The sequence below is a fragment of the Stenotrophomonas sp. YJH_SMC_81 genome (assembly GCF_059370875.1).
In genome coordinates, this window is sequence record NZ_JCAFUB010000001.1 from 574,007 (window position 1) to 588,419 (window position 14,413).

Annotated in this window: 11 protein-coding genes; 6 read left to right on the forward strand and 5 right to left on the reverse strand. The window is 68.6% G+C overall.

Going from position 1 to position 14,413, the window contains the following annotated elements; genetic code table 11:
• Position 1: 1 nt before the first annotated feature.
• The gene (locus AC5P8U_RS02645; protein WP_072168578.1) at positions 2 to 361 is read right to left on the reverse strand and encodes a YqfO family protein; all 360 of its coding nucleotides are present in this window, start codon (positions 359 to 361) and stop codon (positions 2 to 4) included.
• 9 nt (positions 362 to 370) lie between these two features.
• Entirely contained in the window at positions 371 to 970 is a 600-nt protein-coding gene (pdxH, locus tag AC5P8U_RS02650; protein WP_065178210.1) for a pyridoxamine 5'-phosphate oxidase, read from the reverse strand.
• A 40-nt stretch (positions 971 to 1,010) separates the two neighbouring features.
• On the opposite strand from pdxH, the gene AC5P8U_RS02655 reads away from it, so the two are divergent.
• Complete coding sequence (locus AC5P8U_RS02655; protein ID WP_151355325.1) at positions 1,011 to 1,838, forward strand: kinase; 828 nt, start codon at positions 1,011 to 1,013, stop codon at positions 1,836 to 1,838.
• Positions 1,839 to 1,844: 6 nt separating this feature from the next.
• On the opposite strand, the gene AC5P8U_RS02660 is transcribed toward AC5P8U_RS02655, so the two are convergent.
• Positions 1,845 to 2,048: a dodecin family protein gene (locus tag AC5P8U_RS02660; protein WP_447897499.1), complete on the reverse strand. Its 204-nt coding sequence runs from the start codon at positions 2,046 to 2,048 to the stop codon at positions 1,845 to 1,847.
• A gap of 98 nt (positions 2,049 to 2,146) precedes the next feature.
• On the opposite strand from AC5P8U_RS02660, the gene AC5P8U_RS02665 reads away from it, so the two are divergent.
• From AC5P8U_RS02665 to mdtD, 5 genes are all read left to right on the forward strand, one after another.
• Entirely contained in the window at positions 2,147 to 2,689 is a 543-nt protein-coding gene (locus tag AC5P8U_RS02665) for a shikimate kinase (protein ID WP_061478864.1), read from the forward strand.
• On the forward strand, positions 2,686 to 3,798 hold the full coding sequence (aroB, locus tag AC5P8U_RS02670) for a 3-dehydroquinate synthase (protein WP_188240737.1): 1,113 nt from the start codon (positions 2,686 to 2,688) through the stop codon (positions 3,796 to 3,798). The genes AC5P8U_RS02665 and aroB overlap by 4 nt, the downstream gene beginning before the upstream one ends.
• A gap of 102 nt (positions 3,799 to 3,900) precedes the next feature.
• Entirely contained in the window at positions 3,901 to 4,140 is a 240-nt protein-coding gene (locus AC5P8U_RS02675) for a WGR domain-containing protein (RefSeq protein WP_053498927.1), read from the forward strand.
• A gap of 25 nt (positions 4,141 to 4,165) precedes the next feature.
• Complete coding sequence (gene hemE / locus AC5P8U_RS02680; protein WP_061478866.1) at positions 4,166 to 5,248, forward strand: uroporphyrinogen decarboxylase; 1,083 nt, start codon at positions 4,166 to 4,168, stop codon at positions 5,246 to 5,248.
• A 92-nt stretch (positions 5,249 to 5,340) separates the two neighbouring features.
• Positions 5,341 to 6,750 (forward strand): multidrug transporter subunit MdtD, encoded by a 1,410-nt coding sequence (gene mdtD, locus AC5P8U_RS02685; protein ID WP_005418383.1) that lies wholly within the window; start codon positions 5,341 to 5,343, stop codon positions 6,748 to 6,750.
• Positions 6,751 to 7,086: 336 nt separating this feature from the next.
• On the opposite strand, the gene AC5P8U_RS02690 is transcribed toward mdtD, so the two are convergent.
• Positions 7,087 to 10,614, reverse strand: coding sequence for a hybrid sensor histidine kinase/response regulator (locus AC5P8U_RS02690; RefSeq protein WP_088496807.1), 3,528 nt, complete (start codon positions 10,612 to 10,614; stop codon positions 7,087 to 7,089).
• Between the two features lie 96 nt (positions 10,615 to 10,710).
• Positions 10,711 to 14,253, reverse strand: coding sequence for a hybrid sensor histidine kinase/response regulator (locus AC5P8U_RS02695; RefSeq protein WP_072168573.1), 3,543 nt, complete (start codon positions 14,251 to 14,253; stop codon positions 10,711 to 10,713).
• Positions 14,254 to 14,413 lie beyond the last annotated feature (160 nt).

A 14,413-nucleotide genomic window follows, 5' to 3' on the forward strand; every position in this document is an offset into this window, starting at 1 on the left:
TCTACAACGGCTGCCCACCCGTCAGCAGCAGCTCGACTTCCTCCACCTGCACCACCGGCACCCGCCACGGATGATGCGGCACGATGCCCTGCTCGAAGATGCGCTGCAACCGCTGCGGATCCCGAGGCAGGCAGAACTCCAGGCGCACGCTGTCAACCACTTCCGTGCGCCCCTCCTCCCCCTGGACGGGCGATGCACCCACCCGCGGGCGGAACTGCTCGAACCCCGGCGCCGACCACCACATGCCGTGCTCGTAGTCACCCGCCGCCAGGGCATCCACCGCAAGGATGCCCTGCTTCACTGCGTCCAGTGCTGCCGACGGCACGAACACCACCACGCGGTACAGCGGCAGGCGTTGCATCAGTCAGCCTTACGGGTACAGCAGTCGCTTGCTCCAGCGCCCTTCAGCACCGGCTTCATAGCACCAGCGCTCGTGCAGGCGGAACTGCGCGCCGTACCAGAACTCGATGCGGTCAGGCACCACGCGCAGGCCGCTCCAGCCGTCCGGGCGCGGAACGTCCTGGCCCTCGAAGCGGGCTTCGACCTCGGCCACGCGCGCGTCGAACTCCTCGCGCGTGGCCAGCGTCTTCGACTGCTGCGAGGCCCAGGCACCGATCTGGCTCATGCGCGGGCGGCTGGCGAAATAGGCATCGGCCTCGGCATCGGCCACCTGCTCGACACGACCTTCGATGCGCACCTGGATGCCGGCCTCGCGCAGGCTGCGCCACAGGAACAGCAGTGCAGCCTGCGGATTGGCCTGCAGCTCCCGGCCCTTGTGGCTGTCCAGGTGGGTGTAGAACACGAAGCCACGCTCATCGAACGCCTTCAGCAGCACGGTGCGCGCCGAGGGACGGCCGTGCGTATCGGCGGTCGCCACGGTCATGGCGTTCGGCTCGACCTCGCGGCTCTGCCTGGCCTCTTCGAACAGGCTGGCAAACGTGGACAGGGCTTCGGCGTACAGGTCGCTCATGATTGCGTTCTTCTCACACGGATTGGGCTATTGTGGCTGCATGGCCGCTGCTGCGTATATGCCCCAGGTGAAAGGATTCCCCGAAACATTGGCCGAACAGGTGCTGGACGACGCACTGGGCAGTGGCGCAGCGGTTCCAGTATTGGCGATCAGCGGCCTGCAGGGGAGCGGCAAATCGACGCTGGCCGCGCAGGTCGTGGCCCGCGCCCAGGCACGCGGCCTGAACGCGGCCACGCTGTCGATCGATGATGTCTACCTGACCCGCGCACAGCGCCAACGGCTTGCCCGCCAGGTGCATCCACTGCTGATCACCCGGGGTCCGCCGGGCACCCATGACCTGCCGCTGGCCCACGCAGTGCTGGATGCGGTGGCCGCACGCCAGCCCTTCGCGATGCCGCGTTTCGACAAGCTGGCCGACGAACGGCTGCCAGAAGCGCAATGGCCGCGCCTGCAACATCCGCTGGACCTGCTGGTGTTCGAAGGCTGGTTCCTGGGCACGCCCGCGCAGGATGACATCGCGCTGGACAGCCCGTTGAACGCGCTGGAGCGCGAGGCCGACGCCGATGGCCGCTGGCGGCGCTGGTGCAACCAGGCGCTGGCCCACGACTACACGGCGCTGTGGCAGCGCTGCGACCGGCTATGGTTCCTTCAGCCGCCGGATTTCTCGGTGGTACCGCGCTGGCGCTGGCAGCAGGAACAGAACCTGCAGGCCGCGCAGCCGGGCCGGCACGGCATGAGCCGGCCACAGCTGGAGCGCTTCGTGCAGTACTACGAGCGGGTCAGTCGGCAGGCACTGCACACCCTGCCCGCCATCGCCGACCACGTGGTGGTACTGGATGGCCAGCGCCAGGTGCAGGACGTGCGCTGAGCGCGCCTATTCCATCAGGAAGGTCACCCGCAGGTTGACCCGCCACTCGGTGATCTCGCCGCTGCCATTGGTGACCACCTTGGTCTCGTTCACCCAGGCGCCCTGGATGCCCTTGACCGTCTCGGAGACCTTCTTCAGCCCGCTGCGCACGGCGTCCTCCACGCTTTTCGGAGAGGAGGCGGTGATTTCGATGACCTTGGCGACCGTCATGGCCTGTACTCCGGCTGGCGCGGGAGACCCCGCAGGAACACCTACCCTGACGTGAAGGACGTAAAGGCCAGGGCACGGAGGTGTTAGCATCACAGGGCATGAATCCTGCTCCGAACCTGATCCTGATCGGCCCGATGGGCGCCGGCAAAACCTGCATCGGCCGCCGCCTGGCCGAGCGCTTCACGCTGGACTTCGTGGACGTCGACCAGGCCATCGTCGATGCCGCCGGCGCCAGCATCCCGACCATTTTCGAGCACACCGGCGAAGCCGGCTTCCGCAGCCATGAGCGGCAGGCCCTGGCCCGCGTGCTGGAAGGCCGCGGCCAATTGGTCTCCACCGGCGGCGGCGCGGTGCTGGACCCCGGCAACCGCGCATTGATTGCCCGGCGCGGCTTCGTGGTCTACCTGCGGGTCGGCGTGGCCGCGCAGCTGGAGCGCCTGGCCCGCGACAAGGGCAGGCCGCTGCTGCAGCGCCCGGACCGCGAGCAGGTACTGCATGATCTGGCCGCACAGCGCGACCCGCTGTACCGAGAACTGGCCGACCTCACCCTCGATACCGACCCGTATACCGCTGCCGACGCGACTGCCCAACTGGTAGTCAAGCTGGCCACGCAATGGCAGCGCCAGGACATGACCGCATGACTTCCCCCGCCCTGCTGCAGGTCGCCGTTGGCGGCGATCGCCCGTACTCCATTACCGTCGGCGCCGGTGCCCTGGCCGATGGCGCTGCACTGGTTTCACACGTGCGCGGCCGCCATGTGCTGCTGCTCAGCGACAGCGAAGTCGCCCCGCGCTATCTGGCGCCGGTGAAGCAGACGCTGCTCGCCGCACGCCCCGACCTGATCGTCGGCGAGCACATGCTGGCCGCCGGCGAAGCGTCCAAGACCCTGGCCGAATTCGGCCGTGCCATCGAAGCGCTGGCCGCGCTCGGCGCCACCCGCGACGCCTGCGTGTTCGCCCTCGGCGGCGGCGTGGTCGGTGATCTCGCCGGTTTTGCCGCCGCCTGCTGGATGCGCGGCGTGGACTGCGTGCAGCTGCCGACCACCCTGTTGGCGATGGTCGATTCGTCGGTGGGCGGCAAGACCGCGGTCGACATCCCTGCCGGCAAGAACCTGGTCGGCGCGTTCCATCCACCGCGTGCGGTGATCGCTGATACCCGCGTGCTGGCTACCCTGCCGCCGCGCGAACTGCGCGCGGGCCTGGCCGAAGTGGTGAAGTACGGCGCGCTGGGCGATGCGGTGTTCTTCGAATGGCTGCAGCAGCATGCCGATGCGCTGCTGGCCGGCGAGGATGCCACGCTGGCCGAAGCCATCGCGCGCAGCTGCCGGCACAAGGCCGCCATCGTCGAGCGCGATCCGTTCGAGAAGGGCGAGCGTGCCCTGCTCAATCTCGGCCACACCTTCGGCCATGCCATCGAGACCGAGCAGGGCTACTCGGCTCCGGGCCGCGATGCGCTGAACCATGGCGAAGCCGTGGCGGTCGGTATGGTGCTGGCGGCAAAGCTGTCCACCGACCTGGGCCTGGCCGACGACGCCGACCGCGCTCGCCTGCAGGCACTGTTGGAACGCCTCGGCCTGCCGGTGGCGATCCCGGCCGGGCTGGACCCGCAGGCCCTGCTCGGCCGCATGCGCCTGGACAAGAAGAATGTGGCCGGCCGCCTGCGCCTGGTGCTGTGGCGCGGCATGGGCCGCGCCGAAGTGGTGCCGGACGTGGATGAGGCGGCGGTGCTGAAGGTGCTGTCAGCCAGGTAGAGCCGGCCGCTGGCCGGCTTGTCCACGCATGAAGTTGCCGGCCAGCGGCCGGCACTGCCACGTTGCGGCAGGGGTCACCCCTGCCCCGCTACAATCGGCGCCATGCACGTCTACCTGCAACATCCCGACGCCGGTGCGCAGGCACCGCGTTTCCTGCGCCTGAGCCTGCAGCCGGACCTGTTCGGCGGTTGGGAGCTGCTGCGCGAGAGCGGCCGCGTCGGCAGCCGCTCGCAGCTGCGGCGCGAGCTGTTCCTGCAGGCCGACGACGCCCGCCACGCCTTCGAGAAGGCCCGCGATGCCGAACTGCATCGCGGCTTCCAGATCCTTTCGCACGGCGACTGACGCCGCTGCTCCTCCCGTCCAAGGAATGCCCATCGTGACCAGCCCTCTCCGCAACGATCGCCTGCTGCGCGCCCTGCGCCGCGAACCGGTGGACTGCACCCCCGTCTGGCTGATGCGCCAGGCCGGCCGCTACCTGCCGGAATACCGCGCGACCCGGACCAAGGCCGGTAGCTTCCTGGCCATGGCCAAGACCCCGGAGATCGCCTGCGAAGTCACCCTGCAGCCGCTGCGCCGCTTCCCGCTGGACGCAGCCATCCTGTTCTCGGACATCCTCACCATTCCCGATGCGATGGGCCTGGAGCTGTACTTCGTCGAAGGCGAAGGCCCGAAGTTCCGCCACCCGGTACGTGATGAAGCGGCCATCGCCAAGCTGGCGGTGCCGGACATGGAGCAGGACCTGGGCTACGTGATGGATGCGGTACGCCTGATCCGCCGCGAGCTGGACGGCCAGGTGCCGCTGATCGGCTTCTCCGGCAGCCCCTGGACGCTGGCCTGCTACATGGTGGAAGGCGGCGGCAGCAAGGATTTCGCACGCATCAAGGCGATGGCGCTGAACCATCCGCAGGCGCTGCACCGCCTGCTGGAGGTCACCACCGAAGCGGTGATCGCCTACCTCGGTGCGCAACGCGCGGCCGGTGCGCAGGCGCTGCAGGTGTTCGACACCTGGGGTGGCGTGCTGTCCCCGGCGATGTACCGCGAGTTCTCGCTGCGTTACCTGCAGCGGATTGCACAGGGCCTGGATCGCGGCGAAGGCAGCGAGCGCACGCCGCTGATCCTGTTCGGCAAGGGTACCGGCCTGCACCTGGAAGCACTGTCGCAGACCGGCGCCGATGCACTTGGCCTGGACTGGACGCTGGACCTGGACGAAGCAATGCGCCGCACCGGTGGTCGCGTCGCCCTGCAGGGCAACCTCGACCCGACCACGCTGTACGCCTCGCCGGATGCGATCGCCACGGCCGCAGCGCGCGTGCTCGACACCTATGCCGCCGGCAACGGCGGCTCGCGCGAAGGCCATGTGTTCAACCTCGGCCACGGCATGTCGCCGGACATGGACCCGGCGCACGTGCAGGTCCTGGTCGACGCGGTGCACGCGCACAGCCAACGCTGAGCATTCCGCATGCCATCACGGCGCGATGTTGATCGCGCCGTGACCCGCAGTGCGCGATCATGGCCGCCCCCACGTTGCACCGGCCGCACCCCATGTCCACATCGCCATCGACCTACAACCGCCAGCGTCCCCTGCTGTGGCTGGTGTCCCTGGCGATTTTCATGCAGATGCTGGACTCGACCATCGTCAACACGGCGTTGCCGGCGATGGCGGCCAGCCTGGGCGAGAGCCCGCTGCAGATGCAGTCGGTGGTGTTCAGCTATGCGCTGGCGGTCGCCACGTTCATTCCCGCCTCGGGCTGGATCGCCGACCGCTATGGCACCCGGCGCACCTTCCTGGTGGCGATCATTCTGTTCACCCTCGGCTCGCTGGCCTGCGCGTTGGCCCAGCACCTGCACCAGCTGGTTGGCGCGCGCGTGCTGCAGGGCATCGGCGGTGCGATGCTGCTGCCGGTCGGCCGGCTGGCGGTGATGCGCTCGGTGCCGCGCGAGGATTTCCTGCGCGCGATGAGCTTCATCGCCATCCCCGCGCTGGTCGGCCCGCTGATCGGCCCGACGCTGGGCGGCTGGCTGGTCGAGATCGCCTCATGGCACTGGGTGTTCCTGATCAACCTGCCGATCGGCGTGATCGGTTTCATCGCCGCGATGAAGATCATGCCCGACCACTACGCCAGCCATCGCACCCGTTTCGACCTGCGCGGCTACATCATGCTGGCCTTTGCGATGGTGGTGCTGTCGCTGGCATTGGACGGCATCTCCGGACTCGGCACCCCGCACGCGCTGGTGATGCTGATGACGGTCGCGGGCCTGGCTGCGCTGGTGGGCTACTGGCTGCATGCAGCCAATTCCACCGCGCCCTTGTTCTCGCTGGCCCTGTTCCGCGTACCCAGCTACCGCATCGGAATCCTCGGCAACCTGTTCTCGCGCATCGGCAGCAGCGCCATGCCGATGCTGATCCCGCTGCTGCTGCAGGTCGGCCTCGGTCTGGGCCCGATGAACGCCGGCCTGATGATGGTACCGGTGGCGGCCGCCGGCATGGTCTCAAAGAAACTGGCAGTGAAGCTGGTCGAACGTTACGGCTACCGCCGCGTGCTGATGACCAACACCGTGCTGGTGGGGCTGGCAATGGCCAGCTTCATCCTGATGACACCCGGCCAGCACCTGGCCTGGCGCCTGGTGCAGCTTGCATTCTTCGGCGCGGTCAATTCACTGCAGTTCACCGTGATGAACACCGTGACGCTGCGCGACCTTGACCGCGAATTCGCCAGTTCCGGCAACAGCCTGCTGTCGATGGTGATGATGCTGGCCGCCGGTTTCGGCGCCGCGGCGGCCGGCAGCCTGCTGGCCGCGTTCGGCAATCACCTGGACAGCAACAGCGCGACCGCCGCGCTGCATGCCACATTCCTGTGCGTGGGCGCCATCACCCTGACCTCGACGATGATCTTCTGGCAGCTGCCTGACACCAAGCCCGAACCGCGGCAGGTCGAGCACGTCGCGGAGTGAGGGTGGTTCGGCAGGGCCTGCGGCCCTGCACCCGCGGTAGTGCCGGCTGCTGGCCGGCAACAGCAACAGCCAAAGCGGCATTCCGTGGGTTGGCGGGGCGGTGTCGCAGTGCGGGGACGCCGCAAGTACGTCCCTGTAGGCTTGGCAGCCGCATCCATGCGGCTGACACCCCGCACTGCGACACCGCCCCACCTCTGACGGATTCCGGCGGCTCTTGGTAGGTGTCGACCTTGGTCGACACATCTGTCAGATATCGAAATCGATCTGACCCCACGCCATTTCAACAGCTCGCAGAATTCTGTCGAAGGCGGGGTGGGTCCACAGGCCCTGCAGAACCTACCTACCCGTGACCCTGGCGATCGCTTCCACCAACAGCTCACCAGTCACCGGCTTGCGCAGGAAGCCGCCGATGCCGGCTGCTTCCACCTGCTGCTGCAGGTCCGGATCGGTGCGTGCGGTCACCGCCAGCAACGGCAGCATGTAGCCCTGGTTGCGCAGGTGCTGGGCCAGTTCGAAACCGCTCAGGCCCGGCAGGTCCAGATCCAGCAGGCCGACGTCGAAATCGCCGGCACTGACCTCGCGCAGCGCCGCCAGCGCATGGCCGGCATGCACCACCTCGTGGCCGCGTGCGCTCAACAGGCCACGCACCACGTCGGCCACGGTGGCATCGTCCTCGACCAGCAGCACCCGCAGCGGCGGCATGTTCGCCGCTTCGTCGCGGTTCGCCTCGGCCGATGCCTCGACATCGCAGTTCACCACCAGCGGCAACGGCAAGGTCACGCCGAAACAGGTGCCCCGGCCCAGCTGGCTCTCCACCTGGATCCGCCCCTGCATCGCATGCGCCAGCTCGCGGCAGATCGCCAGGCCGAGGCCACTGCCACCGTACTGCGCGGCGGTACGGGCACCATCGGCCTGCTCGAAGCGACGGAACAGGCGCTGCTGCTGTTCCTGGCTGATGCCTGGGCCGGTATCGCGCACCTCGAAGTGCAGCGCGCGCAGCTCGCCATCGCAACGTGCGTGCAGGGTGATAGTGCCGCGGCTGGTGAATTTCACTGCGTTCGACAGCAGGTTGAGCAGGATCTGCCGCACGCGCATGGCATCACCGGTCGCCTGCAGGCCCGGCGGCAGCTGATTGTCGAGGACGAAGCGCAGGCCCTTCTGTGCAGCCAGCGGGCCCATCAGCGCCGCCAGATCCTGCAACAGGCCATTCAACGCAAACGACTGCGACTGCAGTTCCAGGCGCCCGGACTCGATTCGCGCCAGGTCCAGCGCATCGTTGACCAGGTGCAGCAGGTGCTCGCCCGCATGCCGGATCGACTGCGTGTAGCCACGCTGCTGCGGGTCCAGTGGCGAGGCCAGCAGCAGCTCGCTCATGCCCAGCACGCCGGTCATCGGCGTGCGGATCTCATGGCCAAGGTTGGCCAGGAAGCGGGTCTTGGCCGCCGAGGCCTGCTCGGCAAGCTCCTGCTTGTGCAGCGCCAGCTGGTAGGCATGGCGCCGCTGCAGGCGGCGTCGGTACAACCAGGCGAACCAGCTGGTCAGCAGCAACCCGACCGACGCCAGCACCAGCAGGCCGGACAGGCTGCGCCACCACGGCGGCTGCACGCGGAATTCCAGGCTCTGCACCCGCGACCACACATGGTCGGCCGAGCGTGCCTGCACTTCCAGCCGGTAGCTGCCCGGCGCCAGGCGCGAGAACAGGCGCTCGCCGGCCGGGCCGACTTCGACCCAATCGGGGTCGTAGCCGGCCAGGCGGTAGCGGTACGTATTGGACGCCGAGTCGGCGAAGGACAGCAATCGCGCGACGATGCGCAGGTCGCGGTCGCCATCGGCGATCTGCAACGGCGCATCGTGGGTCATGTCCAGCACCTGCTCGTTGCGGCGCACTTCCACCCGCTCGATCACCAGCGGGGCGCGACGGACCGAAGGCCGTACCTGCTCCGGGTCGAACACCACCGCGCCCGCTGCCGTTCCGGCCACCAGGTGGCCATCGGCCGCTGCGATCAAGGTGTGCTCGCGGAATTCCTGGCTGGGCAGCCCATCATGCACGCCGTACAGGCGCACGCTCTGCCCATCGGCACTGACGCGTACCAGGCCGCGTGCGCTGGTCGCCCAAGCCACGCCCTGCGCATCCACCACCAGGCCGGAGGCGGAGATCGCCGGATAGCCCTGTTCGGCACCGACCACCGCCTGCCGTTCCAGGCGTCCCTGGCTCCAGCGGTAACGGGACAGGCGACCATCCTCGGACAACCAGACCTGGCCGTCACGGCCCACATGCAACGCATGGATCGCCGTTGCCGGCGCACCCGGCACCGGCTGGAAGCGCTCGCTTTCCGGCAGCCACTGCAGCAGGCCACGGCTGCTGGCCAGCCAGATGTGGTCCTGCGGCCCGCATTCCACATCAAGGTTGAGCTGGCCCTGCTGCAGGCCGCGCTGGCCATTGTCCAGCTGGCGCCGCACGTGGCCGTCGAGGTCGCGCTGCTGCAGGCCCGCGGGCAGCATCAACCAGAGGCTGTCGCCGTCGCAGGTCATCATCGCTTCGACGACCCCTTCCATCGCCGCATCTGCACCGGCATCACGGCCCCAACGACGCAGTTCGCGCCGTTGCGGGTCGTAGCGCACCAGCGCATCGGTCGATCCAATCCAGACCTGCCCACGCCGGTCCTCACGCACCGAGGTCAACCAGTGCATGCCGTTGACCCAGGTGCGATGCTGCTCGATCCTGCCGGTCTTCGGATCGAAGCGGTCCAGCGCGCCATGGCTGCCCACCGTCCAGACGCCGCCGTTGCTGGAGGGGCTGGTACCCAGCACGAGCGCATTGCGCAGCGAGCTGGGGTCGTCCTCCAGGCGCGACAGCACCGAGAACTGCCACCAGCGTGGCAGCAGGTGCCACAGCCCGGCATTGGTGCTGGCCAACCAGATGCCACCTTCGCGGTCCTCGTAGGCACCGGTCCAGTTCGGCCGTACCGGACCGCGCGCGATCACGCTGTACAGCGGCACGGTCTGGTACTGGCCATCGACCGCACGCCCCAGCCCGGTGCGTGTATCCAGCCAGTGCCCGCCCTGCTCGTCGCGCAGCATCATGCCCAGCACCTGCTCGCCCGGCGGCAGCTTCCACGGGGGGGCTTCGAAGCGGCCATCCGGGCGGCGCACGGTGGCGCCGGCCATCGTGCTGATCCACAGGCTGCCATCCGGTTCGGCGGTCAGCCCGTTGATCAGCAGGCTGGGGATGATGTCCGTACCGACACGCTCGAAGTCGGTCCCGGTCCAGCGCGCCACGCCATGCTTGGTGCCGATCCACAGGCTGCCATCGGCCAGCGTGGCCAGGTAGGGCACCGACGACGAAGGCAGGCTGCGCGGATTGTTCGGCTCGGGCAGGAAGCGCTGCAGGCGATCCTGGCTGTCCAGGCGGTACAGGCCGCCTTCGTGGGTACCGAACCAGATCGAGCCATCAGGCGTGCTGGCCAGGCTCCAGACCGTGTTGGTACCCATCAACGGCTGGCTGCTGCGGTCGTAGAAGTGCAGCTGGCGGCGGTCGGCCGACATGCGCACCAGGCCGGCGTTCTCGGTGCCTATCCACAACTGGTTGCGGGCATCGACCAGCACCGTCCAGATGCGGTTGTCACGCAGTCCATCCTCGGAACGCCACACGCGGTAGGTGCGGCCGTCATAGCGGGCCAGGCCATCGTTGGTGGCGATCCACAGGTAGCCGTAACGGTCCTCGGCCATGCGGTTGACGGTATTGGACGGCAGGCCATCGAACACGGTCACCTGCCGCGGGCTCGGAGGCACCGGCTGTGCCGCAGCGGGCAACGCGCAGCACAGGAGGACCAGCAGCAGCATCGCCGCCCGCAGATACACCACCGATTGCCTCCTCACGCTGGTCCTGATGATTCCCGCGCTGCGGGCGTCGGCATGGTAAACCGAAAGTCACGCCGTTCACGCCCGGCGTCGGCGTCGTCACGCAGTCGCCTGTCGTTTCGCACGTGCCTGGGCGATGGCCGTCACCAGCAGGTCGCCGGTCACCGGCTTGCGCAGGAAGCCATCGAAGCCTGCGGCCAGCACCTGGGTTTCGGCATAGGCATCGGAACGGGCGGTCACCGCCACCAGCGGCAGTTCATAGCCCATGGTGCGCAGCTGGCGGGCGATGGCCGTACCATCCAGCGCGGGCAGATCGAGATCGAGCAGGCCGACGTCGAAACCATCGGTGGCGATCTCCGACAGCGCGCCCAGGCCATGCAGCACGTGGACCACCTCATGCCCGCGCACGCGCAGCAGGCCGGCGATGACCTCGGCCACCGTGGCATCGTCCTCGACCAGCAGGATGCGCAGCGGCGGCAGTTCCGGCAGGGCCGCCACGTCGCCCGCACTGTTGGCGGCCTGGCGCGTCCAGGGCAGGGGCAGGCGCACGCGGAACCGCGCGCCCTTGCCAGGCTGGCTGTCCACTTCGATGCGCCCCCCCATCGCCACCGCCAGTTCCTGGCAGATCGCCAACCCCAGGCCACTGCCGCCGTAGCGCGACGCGGTACGCGGGCCGTCGGCCTGTTCGAAACGATGGAACAGGCGCTGCTGCTGCTCGGCGTTGATGCCCGGGCCGCTGTCATGGACTTCGAAACACAGGCCGCCCTTTTCTTCCAGGCGTACGGCCAGGCCGACGTGGCCGCGCTCGGTGAATTTGATCGCGTTGCCGAGCAGGTTCAGCAGGATCTGGCGCACGCGCATCTCGTCGCCACTGACACTGATCGGCCCGGGCGGGTCTTCGCCGCGCTGGAACACCAGCTGGCGTTGCTGCGCCATCGGCTGCATCAGGCCCTGCACCTGGTCCAGCAGCTCCCCCAGATCGAACGGGCGCAGGTCCAGCTCCAGCCGCCCGGCTTCGATCCGGGCCAGGTCCAGGGCATCGTTGACCAGCCGCAGCAGATGGCTGCCGGCCTGCTGGATGGACCCGGCGTAGCCGCGCTGCACCGGATCCAGCGGGGTCGCCAGCAGCAGTTCGCTCATGCCCAGCACGCCGGTCATCGGCGTGCGGACTTCGTGGCCCAGCGTGGCCAGGAAACGGCTCTTGGCCTGCGAGGCCTGCTCGGCCAGCTGCTGCTTGTGCACCGTCAGCTGCCATTGCTGGCGGCGGCGCAACCGCGCGCGGATCGACCAGACCAGAACCACCAGCAGCAACGACCCCAGCAGGATGTAGCCGAATATCGCCATGCCGCTGCGCCACCACGGCGGCAGCACCTTCACCTGCAACTGCTGCGAAGGCGTCCACGTGCCCCGGGCAGTCGCAGCCTGCACCTCGATGACATAGCGGCCGGTCGGCAGCCGCGACAGGGTGCGCTGGCCATCGCCCCCCTGCTCCACCCAGTCCTGGTCGTAACCCTGCACGCGGAAGCGGTACCGGTTGCCCTGCGGGCTGGCATAGGACAGCAGCCGCGCATCGATCTGCAGATCGCGGTCGTCCGGTCCCAGCAGCAGGGTGCCAGTAAGCGGCAACGGTTGCCAGCCGCGTGCGTCGTCGCGCCGCACACGCACTTCGGCGATCACCAGCGATGAAGGCGGCAGCACGGTGTCGTCGGCATTCACATCAAAGGCGACCAGGCCGGTCTGGGTAACCGCCAACACGCGGCCATCGGCATTCACCGCAGGTGGCCGACCGGTGAACTCGGCATCGGACAGGCCATCGCGTTCGTTGAACTGTTGCAGGCGCCGCGTCTTCGGGTCCCACCGCAGCAGGCCGCGCGGCGTCGTGGCCCAGAGCTGGCCATTGTCGGCCAGCGCCAGCCCCCCCATGGTCACCGGCGGCACGCCCGCACTGCCGTCGATGCGCTGGATCAGGCGCAGGCTCATGCCATCCCACTGGTAGCGCTCGAAGGCGCCTTGGCGCGCCAGCCACAACTGCTGCGGATCGATCCATACCAGATCGTAGATCGGGCCGCGCGACACGCCGGGCACTGCCTCGAAGCGTCCGGCCTGCTCACGCCAGATGCCCATGTCGCCCATCACCCAGGGCCGGCCTTGGGCGTCGAAGCGAATCTGCTCGATCGGCGCATCGGCCGTCCCGCGGAAATGTTCCAGCGGATGACTGTGCAGCAGCCGGCCCTCTGCATCGCGCTGCTGCAGGTCCAGGCCCATCACCGACACCCACACCGTGCCATCAGGGGCCTGCCGCATCAGGTCGATGCGCTGGCGCAGGTCGGCACTGCCATCGATCCGCAGGTCACGCAATGCGCCGGTGGCCGGATCGTAGACGGTGATGCGGCCGCCGCGTCCCAGCCACAGGCGACCATCCGGGCGCGGCAGCACCGACCACACCACGCCGTTGCCGAGCTGCCGGTCGCTGGCCAGCAGACGCAGGGTGCCCTGCGCATCGAGCTGGTACACCCCTCGCGCCGAGCCGACGTAGTAGTTCTTCCCATCGCTGGCCGCGCTCAACAGGTACTGGCTGTCCAGGGGCTTGCCGTCGAGCTGGTTCCAGATCGAGAAGCGCCGCCAGTCCGGTGGCAGATAGGCCAGGCCCTGGGTCAGCAACGCCACCCACAGTCCGCCCTCGTGGTCCTGCAGCAGGTCAAGCACACCGCTGTGCGCGGTCAGGAAGCCGCTGCCGCGGTCCCCCTCCAGGCGGCGCAACGCCGCCGCATCCCCTCGCAACAGGCCATCGGAGGTACCCGCCCAGTAGCCCCCCTGGCGATCGGCCAGGACCAGGGCCGACCGCAGCTGGGCACTGTCGGCCCATCGCGGGCGACTGACCCGGTCCTGCCCATCGATGCGGTAGAGGCCATCGTTCTGGCTGCCTACCCAGATCGAACCGTCTGCATCACGGCTCAACCGGAGCACGCTCAGCCTACCCAGTTCCCGCGCGGCCACCGGCTCGAAGCCGCTGCCGTTCCAACGCGCCACACCGGCTTCGGTGCCGACCCACAGGCGGCCCCGCGCGTCGACCAGGCTGGTGAAGATGCTGTTGCTGGGCAGGCCACCCGGGTGCGCCGGATCATGGGTGTAGAGGCGCACGCTGCCGTCTTCGCCGAAACGGCAGACGCCATGGTTGTTGGTCCCGATCCACAAGGCGTCGTCGACATAGGCCAGTGCCCAGAACTGCCCCTGGCAGGTGGAATTGACCGTATCGAAGGTCTGGAAGCGTTCGCGGTCGGCATCCAGGCGTGCCACGCCCTTGCCATTGATGCCCACCCAGACCCGGTCCAGCGGGTCGATCAGCAGGGTCTCGATCTCGTTGCCTGGCAACGAGCCCGGCTGTTCCGGGTCGTGCTCCCAGACCCGCAGGCTGTTGCCGTCATAGCGGGCGAGTCCACCATCGGTGGCGGCCCATACGTGGCCCTGGCGATCCTCGGCCAGCGCCACCACCATGCGAGACGGCAAGCCTTCGGCGGCACCGAAGCGGCGCAGGCGTGGTGTTTCTGCCATGTGCAGGGTCGCAGCCGCCGTGGCCATCGCCACCAGCAGCAGTCCCATACCTGCGATGCCACGGCACCACAGGCGCCAGCCGCTCGTCATCCTGAACCCCCTGTCCTGCGCCGATTGTCACACAGGGCCGGGGTCATGGCTGCAACAGCCTGTTTCCAGCGGCGGCACCACCACGAACTGTTGCACCCATGCACGCAACGTTGGCAGGGGGCTGTGCGTATGATCGCAGCGTCCCCTTCCGGAGCCCGCC

Excerpts from the sequence above, each read along its gene's own strand:
- AC5P8U_RS02645 (WP_072168578.1), bottom strand. The coding sequence starts at position 361 with ATGCAACGCCTGCCGCTGTACCGCGTGGTGGTGTTCGTGCCGTCGGCA.
- pdxH (WP_065178210.1), bottom strand. The coding sequence starts at position 970 with ATGAGCGACCTGTACGCCGAAGCCCTGTCCACGTTTGCCAGCCTGTTC.
- AC5P8U_RS02655 (WP_151355325.1), top strand. The coding sequence starts at position 1,011 with ATGGCCGCTGCTGCGTATATGCCCCAGGTGAAAGGATTCCCCGAAACA.
- AC5P8U_RS02660 (WP_447897499.1), bottom strand. The coding sequence starts at position 2,048 with ATGACGGTCGCCAAGGTCATCGAAATCACCGCCTCCTCTCCGAAAAGC.
- AC5P8U_RS02665 (WP_061478864.1), top strand. The coding sequence starts at position 2,147 with ATGAATCCTGCTCCGAACCTGATCCTGATCGGCCCGATGGGCGCCGGC.
- aroB (WP_188240737.1), top strand. The coding sequence starts at position 2,686 with ATGACTTCCCCCGCCCTGCTGCAGGTCGCCGTTGGCGGCGATCGCCCG.
- AC5P8U_RS02675 (WP_053498927.1), top strand. The coding sequence starts at position 3,901 with ATGCACGTCTACCTGCAACATCCCGACGCCGGTGCGCAGGCACCGCGT.
- hemE (WP_061478866.1), top strand. The coding sequence starts at position 4,166 with ATGCCCATCGTGACCAGCCCTCTCCGCAACGATCGCCTGCTGCGCGCC.
- mdtD (WP_005418383.1), top strand. The coding sequence starts at position 5,341 with ATGTCCACATCGCCATCGACCTACAACCGCCAGCGTCCCCTGCTGTGG.
- AC5P8U_RS02695 (WP_072168573.1), bottom strand. The coding sequence starts at position 14,253 with ATGACGAGCGGCTGGCGCCTGTGGTGCCGTGGCATCGCAGGTATGGGA.